This window comes from Streptomyces sp. NPDC002088 (assembly GCF_040296605.1).
In the GTDB taxonomy this organism is placed as follows: domain Bacteria; phylum Actinomycetota; class Actinomycetes; order Streptomycetales; family Streptomycetaceae; genus Streptomyces.
Genome location: NZ_JBEOXO010000003.1, coordinates 326518 through 343316, shown reverse-complemented (window position 1 = coordinate 343316; position 16799 = coordinate 326518). Strand labels below are relative to the sequence as shown.

General features: G+C 72.2%; 14 protein-coding genes and 1 pseudogene. 7 read left to right on the top strand and 8 right to left on the bottom strand.

Annotation, left to right across the window (positions count from 1 at the left end):
- Positions 1-29: 29 nt before the first annotated feature.
- Positions 30-538: pseudogene (locus tag ABT114_RS08865) on the bottom strand (DUF1203 domain-containing protein).
- A gap of 113 nt (positions 539-651) precedes the next feature.
- Between ABT114_RS08865 and pepN the strand changes: the two are divergent.
- Positions 652-3234, top strand: coding sequence for an aminopeptidase N (gene pepN, locus ABT114_RS08860; protein WP_351140122.1), 2583 nt, complete (start codon positions 652-654; stop codon positions 3232-3234).
- Between the two features lie 43 nt (positions 3235-3277).
- On the opposite strand, the gene ABT114_RS08855 is transcribed toward pepN, so the two are convergent.
- Together ABT114_RS08855 and ABT114_RS08850 are read right to left on the bottom strand one after the other, a co-directional pair.
- Entirely contained in the window at positions 3278-4522 is a 1245-nt protein-coding gene (locus ABT114_RS08855; protein ID WP_351140120.1) for a M14 family zinc carboxypeptidase, read from the bottom strand.
- A 189-nt stretch (positions 4523-4711) separates the two neighbouring features.
- Positions 4712-6169, bottom strand: a complete 1458-nt coding sequence (locus tag ABT114_RS08850) for an FAD-dependent monooxygenase (protein ID WP_351140118.1) — start codon at positions 6167-6169, stop codon at positions 4712-4714.
- Between the two features lie 157 nt (positions 6170-6326).
- Here ABT114_RS08850 and ABT114_RS08845 point away from each other — a divergent pair, with 157 nt between their 5' ends.
- Positions 6327-6932: a TetR/AcrR family transcriptional regulator gene (locus ABT114_RS08845; protein ID WP_351140116.1), complete on the top strand. Its 606-nt coding sequence runs from the start codon at positions 6327-6329 to the stop codon at positions 6930-6932.
- A gap of 302 nt (positions 6933-7234) precedes the next feature.
- Here the strand turns inward: ABT114_RS08845 and ABT114_RS08840 are convergent, their stop codons facing one another.
- From ABT114_RS08840 to ABT114_RS08830, 3 genes are all read right to left on the bottom strand, one after another.
- Complete coding sequence (locus tag ABT114_RS08840; protein WP_351140113.1) at positions 7235-7504, bottom strand: hypothetical protein; 270 nt, start codon at positions 7502-7504, stop codon at positions 7235-7237.
- A gap of 69 nt (positions 7505-7573) precedes the next feature.
- A complete protein-coding gene (malQ, locus tag ABT114_RS08835) occupies positions 7574-9700 on the bottom strand; it encodes a 4-alpha-glucanotransferase (protein WP_351140111.1) in 2127 nt (708 codons plus the stop codon).
- A complete protein-coding gene (locus ABT114_RS08830) occupies positions 9701-9889 on the bottom strand; it encodes a hypothetical protein (RefSeq protein ID WP_351140570.1) in 189 nt (62 codons plus the stop codon).
- Between the two features lie 251 nt (positions 9890-10140).
- Between ABT114_RS08830 and ABT114_RS08825 the strand changes: the two genes are divergently transcribed.
- Genes ABT114_RS08825 through ABT114_RS08815 form a run of 3 tightly spaced genes read left to right on the top strand, consistent with a single transcriptional unit; the run spans position 10141 to position 12760 of the window.
- On the top strand, positions 10141-10674 hold the full coding sequence (locus ABT114_RS08825; protein WP_351140109.1) for a PadR family transcriptional regulator: 534 nt from the start codon (positions 10141-10143) through the stop codon (positions 10672-10674).
- Positions 10671-11369 (top strand): ABC transporter ATP-binding protein, encoded by a 699-nt coding sequence (locus ABT114_RS08820; RefSeq protein WP_351140107.1) that lies wholly within the window; start codon positions 10671-10673, stop codon positions 11367-11369. The genes ABT114_RS08825 and ABT114_RS08820 overlap by 4 nt, the downstream gene beginning before the upstream one ends.
- On the top strand, positions 11366-12760 hold the full coding sequence (locus ABT114_RS08815; protein WP_351140105.1) for an FtsX-like permease family protein: 1395 nt from the start codon (positions 11366-11368) through the stop codon (positions 12758-12760). The genes ABT114_RS08820 and ABT114_RS08815 overlap by 4 nt, the downstream gene beginning before the upstream one ends.
- Before the next feature lie 87 nt (positions 12761-12847).
- Here ABT114_RS08815 and ABT114_RS08810 read toward each other — a convergent pair whose 3' ends face one another.
- A complete protein-coding gene (locus ABT114_RS08810; protein WP_351140103.1) occupies positions 12848-13384 on the bottom strand; it encodes an HNH endonuclease in 537 nt (178 codons plus the stop codon).
- Positions 13385-13709: 325 nt separating this feature from the next.
- On the opposite strand from ABT114_RS08810, the gene ABT114_RS08805 reads away from it, so the two are divergent.
- Positions 13710-14819 (top strand): mechanosensitive ion channel family protein, encoded by a 1110-nt coding sequence (locus tag ABT114_RS08805; protein ID WP_351140101.1) that lies wholly within the window; start codon positions 13710-13712, stop codon positions 14817-14819.
- Positions 14820-14951: 132 nt separating this feature from the next.
- On the opposite strand, the gene ABT114_RS08800 is transcribed toward ABT114_RS08805, so the two are convergent.
- Positions 14952-15560 (bottom strand): hypothetical protein, encoded by a 609-nt coding sequence (locus tag ABT114_RS08800; RefSeq protein WP_351140098.1) that lies wholly within the window; start codon positions 15558-15560, stop codon positions 14952-14954.
- Positions 15561-15837: 277 nt separating this feature from the next.
- Here ABT114_RS08800 and ABT114_RS08795 point away from each other — a divergent pair, with 277 nt between their 5' ends.
- Complete coding sequence (locus ABT114_RS08795; RefSeq protein WP_351140096.1) at positions 15838-16671, top strand: hypothetical protein; 834 nt, start codon at positions 15838-15840, stop codon at positions 16669-16671.
- The last annotated feature ends 128 nt before the right edge of the window (positions 16672-16799 follow it).

Below are 16799 nucleotides of genomic sequence, written 5' to 3'. Positions count from 1 at the left end.
GCGGGGGCGAACACCCCTGGCGAACACCCCTATGTCCGCCCTCTGCGCACCTCGTACAGGAAGCACCCGTACTCCACGGCCCGCACCTGGACGAGAGCCACCGCGGGGTCGGCGAAGGCCTCCGTGAACGCCTCGTCGAAGGAGTCCGGGGGCTGCACGAGCCGGCCGCCCAGGATGTGCCCGTCGGCGGAGTAGCGGCGGACCGTGCGGTGCGCCTGGGCGAAGGGGAGGGCGTCGCCGTCCGGCCCCGGGCATTCCTGCGCGTGGATGAAGACGGGGCCCTGCTCGTCGTAGGCCCCCGGATCGGCGCCCGTCCCGGCCGCCCAGCGGCGCAGCGGGGCGTACGAGACCAGGGCGATCCTCCCCCACTCTCGGCTTCGCTCGAGCGGGGTGCCGGGCGCGCTGCGGCGCAGGCAGCAGCGCAGCGGGGCACCGCCCTCGTGGTCGGTGAAGGGCGCCATCGGACGCCCCGCGTCATCAAGATTCCGAGCTGCTTCAGGACGGCCGGCTCGACAGGCCGTGCGGTGTACTGCGTCATGTCGTCAAGGTTCACGCCCGTGACGGCTCCTCACCGGCGGGTTTTGGACATCGCATTCCGTACGGGTCCCGTGGAAGGATGACGCAACCCACACATAACGAGGAGATGACCGCGTGCCTGGCACAAACCTGACTCGCGAAGAGGCGCAGCAGCGGGCGAAGCTGCTCACCGTTGACTCATACGAGATCGATCTCGACCTCTCCGGCGCTCAGGAGGGCGGTACCTACCGGTCCGTGACCACGGTGCGCTTCGACGTCGCCGAAGGCAACACGGAGTCCTTCATCGACCTGGTGGCCCCGGCCGTCCACGAGGTCACGCTCAACGGCGACCCGCTCGATGCGGCCGAGGTCTTCAAGGACTCCCGGATCGCGCTGCCGGGCCTGCTGGAGGGGCGTAACGTCCTGCGGGTCGTCGCCGACTGCGCGTACACCAACACCGGCGAGGGTCTGCACCGGTTCGTCGACCCGGTCGACGAGCAGGCCTACCTGTACACCCAGTTCGAGGTGCCGGACGCCCGTCGCGTCTTCGCCTCCTTCGAGCAGCCGGACCTGAAGGCCACCTTCCAGTTCACCGTGAAGGCGCCGACCGGCTGGACCGTCATCTCCAACTCGCCGACGCCCGAGCCCAAGGACGACGTCTGGGCCTTCGAGCCGACGCCGCGGATCTCGACGTACATCACGGCGCTGATCGTCGGCCCGTACCACTCGGTGCACAGCGTGTACGAGAAGGACGGGCAGAGCGTGCCGCTCGGCATCTACTGCCGTCCCTCCCTCGCCGAGTTCCTCGACTCGGACGCGATCTTCGAGGTGACCCGGCAGGGCTTCGACTGGCTCCAGGAGAAGTTCGACTACGCGTACCCCTTCAAGAAGTACGACCAGCTCTTCGTGCCGGAGTTCAACGCGGGCGCGATGGAGAACGCGGGTGCGGTGACCATCCGCGACCAGTACGTCTTCCGGTCGAAGGTGACGGACGCGGCGTACGAGGTGCGCGCGGAGACGATCCTGCACGAGCTGGCCCACATGTGGTTCGGCGACCTGGTCACCATGGAGTGGTGGAACGACCTGTGGCTGAACGAGTCGTTCGCCACCTACACGTCCATCGCCTGCCAGGCGTACCACCCCGAGTCGCGGTGGCCGCACTCCTGGACCACCTTCGCCAACTCCATGAAGACGTGGGCGTACCGGCAGGACCAGCTGCCGTCCACCCACCCGATCATGGCCGAGATCAACGACCTCGACGACGTGCTCGTCAACTTCGACGGCATCACGTACGCCAAGGGCGCGAGCGTGCTGAAGCAGCTCGTCGCGTACGTCGGCATGGACGAGTTCTTCGCGGGCGTGCAGGCGTACTTCAAGCGCCACGCGTACGGCAACACGCGCCTGTCCGACCTGCTGGGCGCCCTGGAGGAGACCTCGGGGCGTGACCTGAAGACCTGGTCGAAGAAGTGGCTGGAGACGGCCGGCATCAACATCCTCCGTCCCGAGATCGAGACGGACGCGGACGGAGTCATCACCTCCTTCGCCATCCGCCAGGAGGCCCCGGCGCTCCCCGCCGGCGCCAAGGGCGAGCCGATTCTGCGCCCGCACCGCATCGCGGTCGGCCTGTACGACCTGGACAGTTCGGAGGGGGGCAGCGGCAAGCTGGTGCGCGACGAGCGCGTCGAGCTGGACGTCGACGGCGAGCTGACGGCCGTACCGCAGCTGGTCGGCAAGCGCCGCCCGGACGTGATCCTGCTCAACGACGACGACCTGTCGTACGCGAAGGTCCGCCTGGACGAGGAGTCCCTGGCGTTCGTGACGGAGCACCTGGGCGACTTCGAGTCGTCGCTGCCGCGCGCCCTGTGCTGGGCGTCGGCCTGGGACATGACCCGCGACGGGGAGCTCGCCACCCGCGACTACCTGTCCCTGGTGCTGTCCGGCATCGGCAAGGAGTCCGACATCGGTGTCGTGCAGTCGCTGCAGCGCCAGGCGAAGCTGGCGATCGACCTGTACGCCGACCCGACGGCCCGCGAGGCCCTGCTGACCCGCTGGACGGAGGCGACACTGGCCCACCTCCAGGCGGCCACGCCGGGCAGCGACCACCAGCTGGCCTGGGCGCGGGCGTTCGCGGCGACGGCCCGTACGCCGGAGCAGCTGGACCTGCTCGAGGCGCTGCTGGACGGTTCGCAGTCGGTCGAGGGCCTGGCCGTCGACACGGAGCTGCGCTGGGCGTTCGTGGAGCGCCTCGCGGCGGTCGGCCGGTTCGACGAGTCGGAGATCGCGGCCGAGTACGAGCGGGACAAGACGGCCGCTGGTGAGCGCCACGCGGCGACCGCCCGGGCCGCCCGCCCGACCGAGGAGGCCAAGGCGGAGGCGTGGGCGTCGGTCGTCGAGTCCGACAAGCTTCCGAACGCCCTCCAGGAGGCGGTCATCGGCGGTTTCGTCCAGACCGACCAACGCGAGCTGCTCGCCCCGTACACCGACCGCTTCTTCGAGGCGGTCAAGGGTGTCTGGGACTCCCGTTCGCACGAGATGGCCCAGCAGATCGCGATCGGCCTCTACCCGTCGATCCAGGTCTCCGAGGAGACCCTGCGCAAGACCGACGAGTGGCTGGCCTCCGCCGAGCCCGGCGCGGCCCTGCGCCGTCTGATCTCGGAGTCCCGCTCGGGCGTCGAGCGCGCGCTGAAGGCACAGGCGGCGGACGCGGCCGCGTCCTAGTTCGTCCTGGCCGGTGCTGACGGAGGGCGGGTGACCAGGTCGGTCACCCGCCCTCCGGGCACACCCGCCGGGCGATGTCGATCATCGTTCGTACGTGCAGTCCGGTCTGGGCGGACACGGGTACCCAGCGCAGGTCGTAGGTCTTGGTGAGCTCCTGGCACCACTCGCGCACCAGGCCGGCGAGGGCTGCGGCCGTCCGGGGGTCGGTGCGGGCGAGGGTTCGGCGGGTCATGGCCGCGATGCGCAGCGGGATGCGGCGGGCGGCGATGCCGAGGGTCGCGAAGTGGCCACGGGAACCGCTGAGTTCTTCCGCCGCCCAGGTGTCGACGATCGACGGTGCCACGTCGAGGAGTTCTGCGGCGGCGTCGCGCAGGGGTGCCAGGTCCTCGGGGACGGGGGCGGCCGGGCGTTCGGACAGTACTGCCGTGAGTTCGCGCGTGCGGGCCAGGAGCAGTTCGCCGACTCGTGCGACCTCCCGTTCCGGGTCGGCTGCGGGACGGGCGTCGCTCACCGCCGGGACGGCCCAGGCGGGCGCCTCGATCAGAGCGGTCAGGGTGCGGTGGCGCAGGGGGTACAGCCAGGTGCTCCCGGCGACGAAACCGCTCGGGTCGCGTTCGCTTCCGGCCCGGTCGGCGGGCAGCAGCAGCACACCGGGCGGATCGGGGTGCCAGTCGGGGCCGTCACAGGGGTGGTCGTCGAGGGGGATACGCAGGAACGCCGCTGTCTCCCGGATGGCACGCGCCGCACCGGCGACCTCCCGCGTCAGCATCGCGAAGGCGCCGCCGAACTCGATGCCGTGCAGCGTGAACTGAGCCACCGGCTTCAGCTCGTCCAGCAGCCGTACGAGCGCCGCCGACTCGGGCAGCAACTCCCGCTTCTCGCCCGGCGCGGGCAGGGACTCCGGCTGGCGGGCGAACGCCGGCCGGTAGAAGTGACGGTGGCACCGCTCCAGGGAGGGTTCCGGCTCCTCCGGCGCCCAGCCCTGCGCGAGGTGGGCCCCGTCGGGGTCGAGGCACAGCAGGAAGTGCCAGGTGCAGCCGAGCCGGTCGAGCGCCCGCGGTCCGCGCGCGAACAGCCTGGCGAGGCGGAGTGCGGAGGCCCCGCCCACCGGCTCGTTGGCGTGCGCGCCGGCGACGGTGAGGATCTGCCGCTCCCCGTGCCCGGCGGACAGCAGCCACAGCGGACGTCCGGCCCGGCTCTCACCCACGGCACGCAGCCGCAGCACCCCGGGCGCCGCCGCCACCAACGCGCTTGCCTGACGCTCCAGTTCAGCGACGGACGGATACAACGCGCGCCCCTTCGGTCCAACTTGGCTAGTGGGCAAGGTAATTGGCACAGCAGGCAAGAGTCGTCCCGGTGAACAGGGGTGTCAAGGCCGCCTCGTGTCGGGGCACCTCTCCGCCGGCACCCCCCGGCGGCGTCCCGCAGCGACAGGGCGGGGAGGGCGCGCCCGCGGTGGGCCGGGTGCTGGGCGCGCCTACTGGCCGACGTGGGCGGCGAGCGCTGCCTCGATCGCGGCCGGGTCGGCGGAGTCGGCCGCCCAGGCGACGTATCCGTCGGGCCGCACCAGCAGGGCCGTACGACGGTCGCTCGCCCAGCGGCCCAGGGCCAGCCGGTCCTTGCGGGCGCCCTGCTCCTCGTACGCCTCCGGAGTGATCAGCACGAACCGGCCGCCGCGCAGGGCCTCGTAGAGGCGGGTGCCGTCGGCGAGGGCGACGTCGGGGACGCGGGTGCCGGTGAGGCGGTGGGAGCCCTTGGGTGCCTCGTACCTGAAGCCGATGCCGGTGATCTGGCCGACCGCCTTGCGGCGGGCCGGGCCGGCGGCGTCGAGGAACGCGGTGAGGCCGGCGCGCAGCGCCAGCTCCCAGGGGCGCTTGGCCATGGCGAGGCGGACGATGCCGCCACTGCTGCGCAGGACCGCCTTGCCGACGGGGTGGCGTTCGGCCTGGTAGGTGTCGAGGAGCTCCGGTTCCGCGTGGCCGTTGACGACCTGGGCGAGCTTCCAGCTCAGGTTGGCCGCGTCCTGCAGGCCGGTGTTCATGCCCTGGCCGCCGGCCGGGGTGTGCACGTGGGCGGCGTCGCCGGCGAGGAAGACGCGGCCGACGCGGTAGGCGGGCGCCTGGCGTTCGTCGCTGTGGAAGCGGGACATCCAGCGGGCGTCGTGCATACCGAAGTCGCGGCCGAGGGCGAGGCGGGCGATCTCCTTGACCTCGTCGAGGGCGAGGGGCTCGTGGTCGGGGACATCGCGGGCGCGGTTCCAGCCGATGACACGGTAGTAGCCGTCACCGAAGGGCGCGATGAAGGCGAAGGCGTCACCGACGGCGTTGACGGTGAGCAGCGACTCGGGCTCCTCGGCCAGCCGCACGTCCGCGAGGACGACGGAACGGATGACCGACTCGCCGGGGAAGGGCAGCCCGATCGCGTCCCGCACGGCGCTGCGCATCCCGTCGGTGCCGACGACGTACCCGGCCCGCAGCGACTCCCGCTCCCCGGCGGGACCGCGCACCTCGACCGTCACGCCGTCCGCGTCCTGGGTCAGGCCGGTGACCTCGGCCTCGTACCGGAAGTCCACTCCGGCGGCGACCGCACGGCGCTCCAGGGCCTTCTCCACCTCGTACTGCGGAATGACGAGGAGGTGGTTGAAGCGGGAGGGAAGGGTGTCGAGGGCGACGGTGAGGCGGCCGAAGAGGCGGAGGCGGTCGAGGGGACGGCCGGCGGACTCGACGTCGTCGGCGAGGCCTCGGGCGTCGAGCTGCTCGAGGGTACGGGCGTGCAGGACGAACGCGCGGGAAAGGTTGCTGATCTTGTGCGGGCGCTTCTCGACGAGGGTGACCGGGACCCCGGCGGTGGCGAGGTCCCCGGCGAGGAGGAGGCCGGTGGGGCCGGAGCCGACGACGATCACGGGGCGGGGGGTGGTGCCGGCGGTGCCGTTCATCTTGGCCTCCTGGGGTGCCGAACGTGAGTGCCAACACTCGTTGGCCAACGAGTGTTGGTCAACGCTTGTTGTCTACCGTAGGGCGGGCCTCGCGATCGGGTCAACACTTGTTGGCGAACGCTTGTTGGCCTACGACCGTTGGCCTACGCTCGTTGACATGCCAGACAGCAAGTCCCTCCAGCAACCCAACTCCCCCCAGCCCCCCACCGCACGCCGCCGCTCCGACGCCACCCGCACCGCCATCCTCGACGCCGCCCGCGAGCGCTTCGCCGCCGACGGCTACGAGCGGGCCACCATCCGCGCCATCGCCAAGGACGCCGGCATCGACCCGTCCATGGTGATGCGCTACTTCGGCAACAAGGAAGGCCTCTTCGCGGCGGCCGTCTCCGTCGACCTGGCGCTGCCGGACGTGGGCACGCTCCCCCGTGACGAGGTCGGCCGGGCGCTGGTGACCCACTTCCTCGCCATGTGGGAGGAGAACGAGGTGCTCACGGCCCTGCTGCGGGTCGGCGCGACCAACCAGTCCGGCGCCGAGCGCATGCAGGGCATCTTCCGCGAACAGGTCCTCCCGGTCGCCCGCGCCGTCTGCCCGGACCCCGAGCAGGTTCCCGCCCGGGCCGCGCTGGCCGCGACCCAGCTGCTCGGGCTCGCGCTCAGCCGGTACGTGCTGCGCATCCCGCCGGCCGTCGCGCTCACCCGCGAGGAGGTCACGGCCTGGCTGGCCCCCACGGTGCAGCGGTACCTGACCGCCCCGCACCCGTAGGACGTGTCCGGCCCGCGGGCGCGCCCCCGGTCCGGCCTCGTTCCGGCCCTGGCCGACGCATGGCCGACCCACTGCCGGGGCCCCCGGTCCAGCCTCGTTCCGGCCCTGGCCGACCCACGGCCGACCCGCGGCCGACCCGCGGCCGGGGCCCCCGTCCGGACCCATCCGGCCCCATCCCGCCTCGTCCGGACCCCGGAAACGCTCCGAGGGCGCCCTCCTCGCCCACGTACGGCATCGGCCGGTACGTACGGCGAGGACGGCGCCCTCGGGAAACTCTGTTCAGGACGTCGCGTCGGCCCGCGTCAGGCCTTCGCGCCCACCTTGGCCTTCGCGGGGGCCTTCGAGTGCCGGTTCTTCGACTTGTCCAGGACCATCACCAGGCCCGCGATGACCCCGAACAGCACGAGCGGGGCCAGGACGTAGAGGCCCAGCGTCTCGATGACGCTCAGGCCCGGGCCGGGGTCGTCGCCGTCGTCGCGAGCGAGCGCGAGCGCGGGGGACGACATGAGCAGCATCATCAGCGTCGTACCGGCAGCCAGGGCGCCGGCGCGCAGGGCGTTCTTCTTGTCCACAGTGCCAAAGTAGCGAACGCCCGAGCGAGTCGCGCGCCCGGGGGTGCCGTACGTGGTGACTCGGTCCCCTCAGCTCTCCCGCGGACCACCTCCGTTCTCCCATGGACCACCTCCGCCCCGCTCCTCCCGCACCGCGTCCATCAGCGCGTGCACCCGCGGTGACGCGGCCAGTTCCTCCAGCGTCACCGGGCGGCCCTCGGCGTCGGCGATCGGCAGGCGCCAGTTCGGGTACTGGTCCCAGGTGCCGGGGAGGTTCTGCGGGCGGCGGTCGCCGACGCCGTCGGGGAGCCAGACGCCGATGAGGCGGGCGGGGGTGCGCAGCAGGAAGCGGTGGACGGCCTGGACCTCGGCCCCCTCCGAGGTGGCGTCGATGCCTCCGCCGGTGCCCCGCAGCAGACCGAGCCGGGCGAGCAGGCCCAGCCACTCCCCCGTGTCGGCGGCCGCCTCCGCCCTCGCCTCCTCCAGGGGGCGGGTCAACAGGCCCAGGCTGTCGCGGAGTTCGATGTGGTCCCCGGTGAGGCGGGATGCGGTGGGCGGCAGGTCGTGGGTGGTGGCGGTGGCCAGGCAGTCGGCGCGCCAGCGTTCGGGGGGCAGGGGGCGGCCGTCGCCCGTCCAGTCCCGTTCGAACCACAGCACCGACGTGCCGAGCACCCCGCGTTCGCGCAGCGCCTCGCGCACCCCGGCCTCCACGGTGCCCAGGTCCTCGCCGATCACGATCGCGCCGGCCCGGGAGGCCTCCAGGACCAGGACGGCGAGCATGGCCTCGGCGTCGTAGCGGACGTAGGTGCCCTCCGTCGGCGGGAGTCCCTGCGGGACCCACCAGAGCCGGAACAGGCCCATGACGTGGTCGATGCGCAGGGCGCCGGCGTAGCGGAACAGGGCGCGCAGGAGGCGGCGGTAGGGGGCGTAGCCGGACTCGGCGAGGCGGTCCGGGCGCCAGGGCGGCAGGCCCCAGTCCTGGCCGCGGGCGTTGAAGGCGTCCGGCGGGGCGCCCACCGACATGCCGGGGGCGAAGTACTCCTGCTGCGCCCAGGCGTCGGCGCCCCCGGGGTGCACGCCGACGGCGAGGTCGTGCACGAGCCCGACCGGCATGCCGGCCTCGCGCGCGGTGCGCTGGGCGTCGGTGAGCTGGGCGTCGGTGAGCCAGGCGAGGCGGCTGTGGAAGTCGACGCGGTCCATCAGCTCGGCGCGGGCGCGGGCGGTCTGCGCCGAGCGGGGGTCGCGCAGCCCGGCGGGCCACCGGCTCCAGTCCGAGCCGTGCACCTCCGCGAGCGCGCACCAGGTGGCGTGGTCCTCCAGGGCCTCGCCCTGCTCGGCGAGGAAGTCGCAGTAGGCGGCGCGCCGGCCGGGTCCGAGCGGCACGTCCCGGACCAGCTCCAGCGCCTCCCGCTTGAGCTCCCACACGGCGTCCCGGTCGATCAACGCCCCCTTCTCCAGCACCGTTTCGCGCAGCCGTGCGGCCCGTTCCAGCAGCGAGCGGACCCGCTCACGGTCCTCGACGTAGGCGAACTCGGGAACGTTCTCGACCCGCAGATGGACCGGGTCGGGGAAGCGGCGCGAGGAGGGCCGGTAGGGGGACGGGTCGGCGGGCGGGCCGGGGACGGCCGCGTGCAGCGGGTTGACCTGGACGAATCCGGCGCCGAGCGCGCGTCCGGCCCAGGCGGTGAGTTCGTCGAGGTCGCCGAGGTCGCCCATGCCCCAGGAGCGTTGCGAGAGGAGGGAGTAGAGCTGGACGAGGAGTCCGTACGAGCGTCCCCTGGGCGTGGGCAGGCGCGGCGGGGCGACGACGAGATGCGCCTGCGCCGTACGGCCGTCGGGTGCCGTAGCCGTCAACTGATGGATGCCGGGCGGGAGTTGTTCGGCGGCGGCACGGGTCTCGCCCTGTTCGGTCTCGATGCGCAGCCGGGTGCCCTCGGGGAGGGCGGCGAGGGCCTCCGGGGTGCCGCCGCTCCAGCAGACCACGGTGGGCGGCAACAGCCGTTCGCGCAGTTCGCGCTCCCGGGCGGCGAGCGCGGCGCGGGCGGCCTCCGGGGTGCCGGCGTCGACGCCGAGGGCGGCCAGGGCGCGGGTGATCGCGGCGGCCGAGGCTTCGACCGTGCGGCCCGGGGAGGAACTGTAGGAGGTGGCGACGCCGTGCAGTGCGGCGAGCCTGGACAGGTCCTCGGTGGGGGGCGCGGCCGGCCGGGGTGCGGTCATCTACGGCCTCGTGACGTCGGAGTCCGCGGCGGCGAGCGGCGGCTCGCTGGTCAGGGGCTCCGCGTCGGGCAGCGGGGGTTCGCTGGTCAGCGGGGCCTCGGCGCAGGCCCTCTCCGCACTGAAGGCGCAGAGGGTCCCGCGTTTGGAGGGGGCGGGGGGCAGCGGGTACGCGGGGGTGGGTGCGGCCACGGGGGCCTCCTTGTCGAGTACGTATGACGTCGCGTACGTACGACGCCGAACGGGTTACCGCAGCCCTACCCACCGAGCGCGACGGCAGACGTCCAGAAGGTGGACAACGTACATGTCGTCACATTCCATACCGGGATTCGCTGCCCCGCGCCCCCCGGCCGGAGTTTCCTGACCGCTTCCCTGACCGCTTCCCCGAACACTTTCCTGATCGCTATTCACTCAGTACATATATCGAGTGCATAATGATCGGCATGAGCACCCGCCATATCCTGCTGGGGCTGCTCGCCGGAGGGCCGAGCCATGGCTACGACCTCAAGCGACGCCACGACGAACGTTTCCCGCAGGCCCGTCCGCTGGCCTACGGGCAGGTCTACACAACCTTGCAGCGACTGGTCCGCGACGGCCTCGCGGAGATCGAGGGGACCGACTCGGACGGCGGCCCGGAGCGGACGACGTACCGCTCGACGGACGAAGGCTCGCGCGAACTGGCCCAGTGGGCCCGCGAGATCGCGCCGCCCGCGCCCTTCGTGACGAACGAGATCTTCGCCAAGGTCGTCGTCTCGATCCTGGCCGGCGGCGACCCGGCCGCCTACCTCGGGGCGCAGCGCGCCGCCCACATGGAGCGGATGCGCCAGCTGACCGCCGTCAAGACCGACCCGGGCGCCGATCTGGCGACCGTGCTGTCGGCGGACTACGCCCTCAACCACCTCGACGCCGACCTCCGTTGGATGGCTACCACGGCGGCCCGGCTGATCACTCTGACCGCGGAGGTCGACGCAGCATGAACATCAAGGGGGAGGCCCCCGTGCCGCTTCTTCAGGCCCGTGGCCTGGTCAAGGCGCACGGCGGGAACGAGGCGCTGCGCGGCGCGTCGGTCGGACTGCGCGCGGGCGAGATCCTCGCCGTGACGGGCGCCAGCGGCAGCGGGAAGTCCACGCTGCTGCACTGTCTGGCGGGGATCGTGCGGCCGGACGAAGGCTCCGTGGTCTACGGCGGGGAGCGCCTCGACCAGCTGTCCGAGAAGCGTCTGGGCGAGCTGCGCCGCACCGACTTCGGTGTCGTCTTCCAGTTCGGGCAGCTGATCCCGGAGCTGACGGCGCTCGACAACGTGGCGCTGCCGCTGCTGCTGGCCGGGACCGCCCGGGCCACGGCCCAGGAGCGGGCCGGTGAGTGGCTGGAGCGGTTCGGAGTGCGCGGGCGGCAGGAGCTGCGGCCGGGTGAGCTGAGCGGCGGCCAGGCCCAGCGGGTGGCCCTGGCCCGCGCCCTGGTCACCGGGCCGAAGGTCGTCTTCGCGGACGAGCCCACGGGGGCGCTGGACTCCCTCGCCGGCGAACAGGTCATGACGGCCCTGGTGCACACGGCCCGCGAGTCCGGCGCGGCGGTCCTGCTCATCACGCACGACGCCCAGACGGCGGCGTACGCGGACCGCGAGGTGCGCCTCAGCGACGGCACCATGCTTCCGGCGGAGGTGACCGCGTGAGGGGCGAAGCCGACCGCACGTGGGTAAGGACCGACATCCGTCTGGCCTGGGAGCTCACCCGGGGTTCCGACCGGCGGGAGTGGTGGCGGGTCGGGCTCACGGCGGCCGGGGCGGCACTGGCGACGGGCTTCGCGCTCGCGGCCGTGTCCCTGGCCTCCCTCCGGGGCCAGTACAGCTTCACCGTCGGGCACGGGTTGCTGGACCAGCCCGGCGAGCGCTCCGGAGTGATCGCCGGCCTGCTGCTCCTGCTGGTTCCGGTGCTCGGCCTCCTCGGCCAGTGCGCCCGTATCGGCGCGGTGCACCGCGACCGGCGGCTGGCCGGGCTGCGGCTGGCCGGGGCCGCGCCCGGGCAGGTGCGCCGGATCGCCGCGCTGGAGACAGGGCTGGCCTGCCTGCTCGGATCGGCGCTCGCCACCGCCGTGTCCGTGCCGGTGCTGCTGCGGCTGTGGGCCGAGCCGACCGCCCTGACCTGGGCCGGGATGGCCCTGGTCGCGCTGGGCGTGCCGGTGCTGGGTGCGGCGGCGGGCGCCCTGGCGCTGCGCCGGGTGGTGGCCTCGCCGCTGGGCTGGGTGCGCCGGGTGCGCCCGAGCTCCGGGCGGGGGCCGGGCCTGCTGTTCCTGGGCGGGCTGCTGCTTGTGATCCTGCTGGCGCTGGCCGCCTTGGGCGGCACCTCTTCGGGTGGGCCGGGCCGAGGGTACGGGCGGCTGCCGCTGACGCTGTTCGGCCTGGTCGTCGTGGTCGGCGCAGGCACGGTGTGGCTCGCCGGGGCGACGGCCGGACTCATCGGGCGGCTGCTCGCGCCCCGCGCCCGGTCCGCGGCGCCGCTGATCGCGGCGGAACGGCTGCGCGACGACCCGTGGGCCGCGGCCCGCACCCATGCGGCCGTGCTGCTGGTGACGGTCGTGGGGACGGGCTTCGTCGGGGTACGGCAGACGATGCTCGCCGAGCTGAACGAGATGCGCCACAGCCACCGGCTCGGTATGGACATGGCCTTCTACACGACGGGACTCGACCTCACGGCGGTCGGCGTCCTCGTCGGGCTCGTGATCGTCCTGTGCGCTCTGGCCGTCGGCGTCGCCGAGTCTCTGGCCACCCGCCGCCGTGGCCTGGCCGCGCAGACCGCGGCCGGAGTACCGCAGCGGGTGCTGGGCCGGGCACTGCTGCTGGAGACCGCGCTGCCGCTCGCACCCGCGGTCCTGCTGGCCGGCGTCGGCGGCATGACGATCGGCGTCTGGTACGCCTCCGTCTCCACCGAGTACGGCACCCGGGCCGTGCCGTACGCGGCCCTGCTGGTCCCGCTGGCGGTGTACGCCTGCTGCCTGCTGGCGGCGGCCACCTCGCTCCCCCTGCTGCGCCGCTCGGTACGCCCGACGGAGCTGCGCTACGCGTGAGCCGCGCGTGAAACGTCCGGCCCTGGGGGTACGGGGGACTCCCAGGGCCGGATCAAGGGGGCAGCGCGAACACAAAAGCCCGGATCATCAGGCGGAGATGCCGTCGATCCGGGCCAAGGCGTCGTCCGCGCCGAACGGCTGCAAGTAGGGCAGCCAGCGCGGGTCCCTATGGCCGGTCCCGATGATGCGCCAGGCCAGGCCGGTGGGCGGAGCGGGATTGTGGCGCAGCCGCCAGCCGATCTCGAAGAGGTGCCGGTCGGCCTTCACGTGGTTGCAGCGGCGGCAGGACGCCACCACGTTGTCCCAGACGTGCTTGCCCCCGCGGCTGCGCGGGATGACGTGGTCGACGCTGGTTGCGACGCCACCGCAGTACATGCACCGGCCCCCGTCGCGGGCGAAGAGCGCGCGGCGGGTGAGAGGAACGGGCCCCCGATAGGGAACCCGGACGAATCGCTTGAGCCGGACCACGCTGGGTGCGGGGACTGTGACGGTTGCGCTGTGCATAAAGGCGCCGGATTCCTCGAGGCAGACAGCCTTGTTCTCGAGGACGAGTATGAGCGCGCGGCGGAGCGGTACGACGCCGAGTGGTTCGTACGACGCGTTGAGGACCAGGACATGCGGCACGGATGCCTCCTTGTGCGTCGGCGGCGCGTGGCTCGCGCCGGGACGATCTGCAGTCAGTCTCCCCTCATGCCTGGTGAACGCGCCACCATGTCCCGGTAACGGGCTGGGAGTGTTTTCGACCACACCCTGATTCATCCCCCGGATCACAGCAGGTTCAAGCCCAGGTGAGCACGGTCTCTCCTTTGAACATCGCGGAGGTCCACACACGATGCCCCGTTAGTGTGGTGGGTCTGCCCGTCCGGTGACCCTTTCGTGACCTTGACGACCTTGACGACCCTGACCGCCGCATCGGGGGCAGACCGCTGCACGCCTGGAGGTACCTGCCGTGTCCTTGCCCGCCGCTCTAGCGGCCGCCGCTTCGTCGCCGTCGCCGTCTCCGTCCCCTTCGGAGACGACGACTCCGAAGGTGCCATCGCTCCAGGACGCCCAGGAGAGCGCGACCAACGCGGCCAGCTGGGTCGAGCAGAACTGGTCGACGTGGCTCGCGATCGGTCTGCGGGTGCTGCTGGTGCTGGTGATCGCGGCGGTGCTGAGAGTGGTGGTGCGGCGGGCGATCACCAAGCTGATAGACCGCATGAGCCGCACGGTCGAGGCGGTCGACGGCACGGCGCTGGGCGGGCTGCTGGTCAACGTGGAGCGCCGCCGCCAGCGCTCGCAGGCGATCGGCTCGGTGCTCCGCTCGGTCGCGTCCTTCCTGATCATGGGCACGGCCGCGCTGATGGTGCTGTCCACGTTCCAGATCAACCTGGCCCCGCTGCTGGCGTCCGCCGGTGTCGCCGGTGTCGCCATCGGTTTCGGCGCCCGCAACCTGGTCACGGACTTCCTCTCCGGCGTCTTCATGATCCTCGAGGACCAGTACGGCGTCGGCGACACGATCGACGCGGGCGTCGCCTCCGGCGAGGTGATCGAGGTCGGCCTGCGCGTGACCAAGCTGCGCGGCGCCAACGGCGAGATCTGGTACGTCCGCAACGGCGAGGTCAAGCGCATCGGCAACCTCTCCCAGGGCTGGGCCACGGCCGGCGTCGACGTGACCGTGCGCGCCTCGGAGGACCTGGACCGGGTCAAGGCCACGCTCGACGAGGTCGCCGAGAAGATGAGCAAGGAGGAGCCCTGGAACGAGCTCCTGTGGGGCCCGATCGAGGTCCTCGGCCTGGACAGCGTCCTGCTCGACTCGATGGTGGTCCGCGTCTCCGCCAAGACCATGCCCGGCAAGTCCCTCACCGTCGAGCGCGAGCTCCGCTGGCGCGTCAAGCGCGCCTTCGACGCGGCCGACATTCGCATCGTGGGCGGCGTGACGGCCACGGAGGACGCGGAGTCGGCCCCCGACCCGACCGCGGCGGTCGCGGCCCCGTCGGTCTTCGCCAACACGGAGTCTCCGCAGTCGGCGGCGGCGTCACCGATCGCACAGCCGCGTCCGGCCGCTCCGACCAAGTAGGCACTACGACAGGAGGCGGCGCCCGGGCAGTTCCGGACGCCGCCTCCCGCCGTACGGGCCGGGTGTCGGCCCGACCGGTTCACCTGCACGACCACGATGCACCCCCCTGCGCACCCGTCAGGTGGCAGCCGCTCAGCCGCCGTAGGAAAGCGGCAGATTCGGGCCACCGGGCTCATCCTGTTCCCCTGCGGCGACCAGCCCCAGCGCCCGGGCGATCTGGCACACCGCCAGGAACGCGGTCCCCTTCCGCAGGCCCGCCACTCCCGTGCCGCCCTCTTCCTCGCGGATGTCGAGGAGGACGGCCGCCGACGCGGAGTCGAAGGTCAATGAGCCCCAGACGGAACGGCCGGCGCGGCCCAGGCGCCAGCGGAACCAGACCTCCTCCTCGCCGCGCTCCGCGACGAGGGCCGCCCGGTCCGCTGCCCGGAGTTCGCCGAGGATCCGCTCGTGCCGCCCGTCCGCGCCCGGTGCCGGGCGGAGGCCGAGCACCTGGCGTTCCTCAAGTGCCTCGGCCGTGAGCGGGATTCCGGCGCCGCGCGCCCGGCGCCGCAGGAACAGACAGGCCGCCGCCACCCACACAAGGCTCACCGTCCCGAACCCCACGAGGCAGCCGACGACCTGTTCGCCCAGCCCTCCCCACGAGAACCCGTCCCGCAACAGGCCGATGAACAACTGCGTTCCCACGAGCGAGGAGAGCCACGCCAGAGCCGTCCCCCACAACGCGACCGCGAGTCTCGCCATCGCCCTTCCTCCCCTGCACCCGTCCCGCACAGCACGTCCTCCCCGACGCACGTGACGCGACGCAGCGCATCACGTCACGTCACGAACGGAAAGATCAAAAGCCAGAAACCTGTGAATGAGCAAGGAATCCGTGACCGGCGCACATCACGATCGAAATTCATTCTCTTCATAGAAAACCCGCGTTCCCCCCACACCCGTGATCACATATGGTCACCCCCACAGCGGGCCCTTGTTCTGGAGCGCAACGCCCAGGGGCCCGTTTCGAATGTGGGGATAGATGAGAAAGCTCGCCATAGGCACCGTCCTGACCGGTGCCCTGGCCCTGACCGGTCTGGCCGCGCCGATCGCGTCGGCGGCTTCGCCCGACCTGACGTTCGCCAACGTGACCGTCAACAAGGGGAAGGCGATCGTCGTCGGCACCACCGCCACGGTGAAGGTGCCGGTGACGTACACCCTGACCCGCCCGTCCGACCTGAACATCGACTACAAGACGACGTTCGCGGGCATCACGCTCTACCGCGGCACGCTCAAGTCGCCCGACAACGGCCTGGACCCCGAGTCCGCGCCGACCTGCACCACCACCGCCACGACGGACACCACGGTGACCGCGTCGTGCACGGAGACGATCGTCGTCGACCCGCAGGACAGCCTGTACGAGGCAGCGGACGCCACCACCTGGAAGGCCGCCGGCTTCTACAGCCACGTCGACCAGGACACCGACGACTCCGACAGCCACGTCAGCTTCGACTACGGCTACGACCTGTGGGGCGGCCTGGGCACGGCCCAGGTCAAGCGCGCGGCCAAGCTCACCGTCAACGCCACGCCGGAGCCGGTGACCAAGGGCAAGACCCTCACCGTCAAGGGCGCGCTGACCCGGGCCAACTGGGAGACCGGCAAGTACTCCGGTTACCAGGGCCAGTCGGTGACCCTCCAGTTCCGGGCCAAGAGCAGCAGCACCTACAAGAACGTGAAGACGGTGACCTCCGGCACGGCCGGGGCCCTGTCCAGCACGGTCAAGGCCTCCGCCGACGGGTACTACCGGTACACGTTCGCCGGTACGTCAACCACCGCCGCGAAGGCGGCCGCGGGCGACTACGTAGACGTGAGGTAACACCCGCAAGGCAAAGCACCACCCCGCCGCCCCCGCAGGTAACGACTCCGTTGCCTCGGGGGCGGTTTCTCTTGACGCCCGCTTCCCTCGGGCTTACGTTCCTGCCACCGAACAGGAAACCTTCCTAA

Bases quoted from the DNA above. Each gene is read 5' to 3' on its own strand.
- ABT114_RS08795 (WP_351140096.1), top strand. From the start codon at position 15,838: ATGAGAAAGCTCGCCATAGGCACCGTCCTGACCGGTGCCCTGGCCCTG.
- ABT114_RS08845 (WP_351140116.1), top strand. From the start codon at position 6,327: ATGCCAGACAGCAAGTCCCTCCAGCAACCCAACTCCCCCCAGCCCCCC.
- ABT114_RS08850 (WP_351140118.1), bottom strand. From the start codon at position 6,169: ATGAACGGCACCGCCGGCACCACCCCCCGCCCCGTGATCGTCGTCGGC.
- ABT114_RS08820 (WP_351140107.1), top strand. From the start codon at position 10,671: ATGAACATCAAGGGGGAGGCCCCCGTGCCGCTTCTTCAGGCCCGTGGC.
- malQ (WP_351140111.1), bottom strand. From the start codon at position 9,700: ATGACCGCACCCCGGCCGGCCGCGCCCCCCACCGAGGACCTGTCCAGG.
- ABT114_RS08825 (WP_351140109.1), top strand. From the start codon at position 10,141: ATGAGCACCCGCCATATCCTGCTGGGGCTGCTCGCCGGAGGGCCGAGC.
- ABT114_RS08800 (WP_351140098.1), bottom strand. From the start codon at position 15,560: ATGGCGAGACTCGCGGTCGCGTTGTGGGGGACGGCTCTGGCGTGGCTC.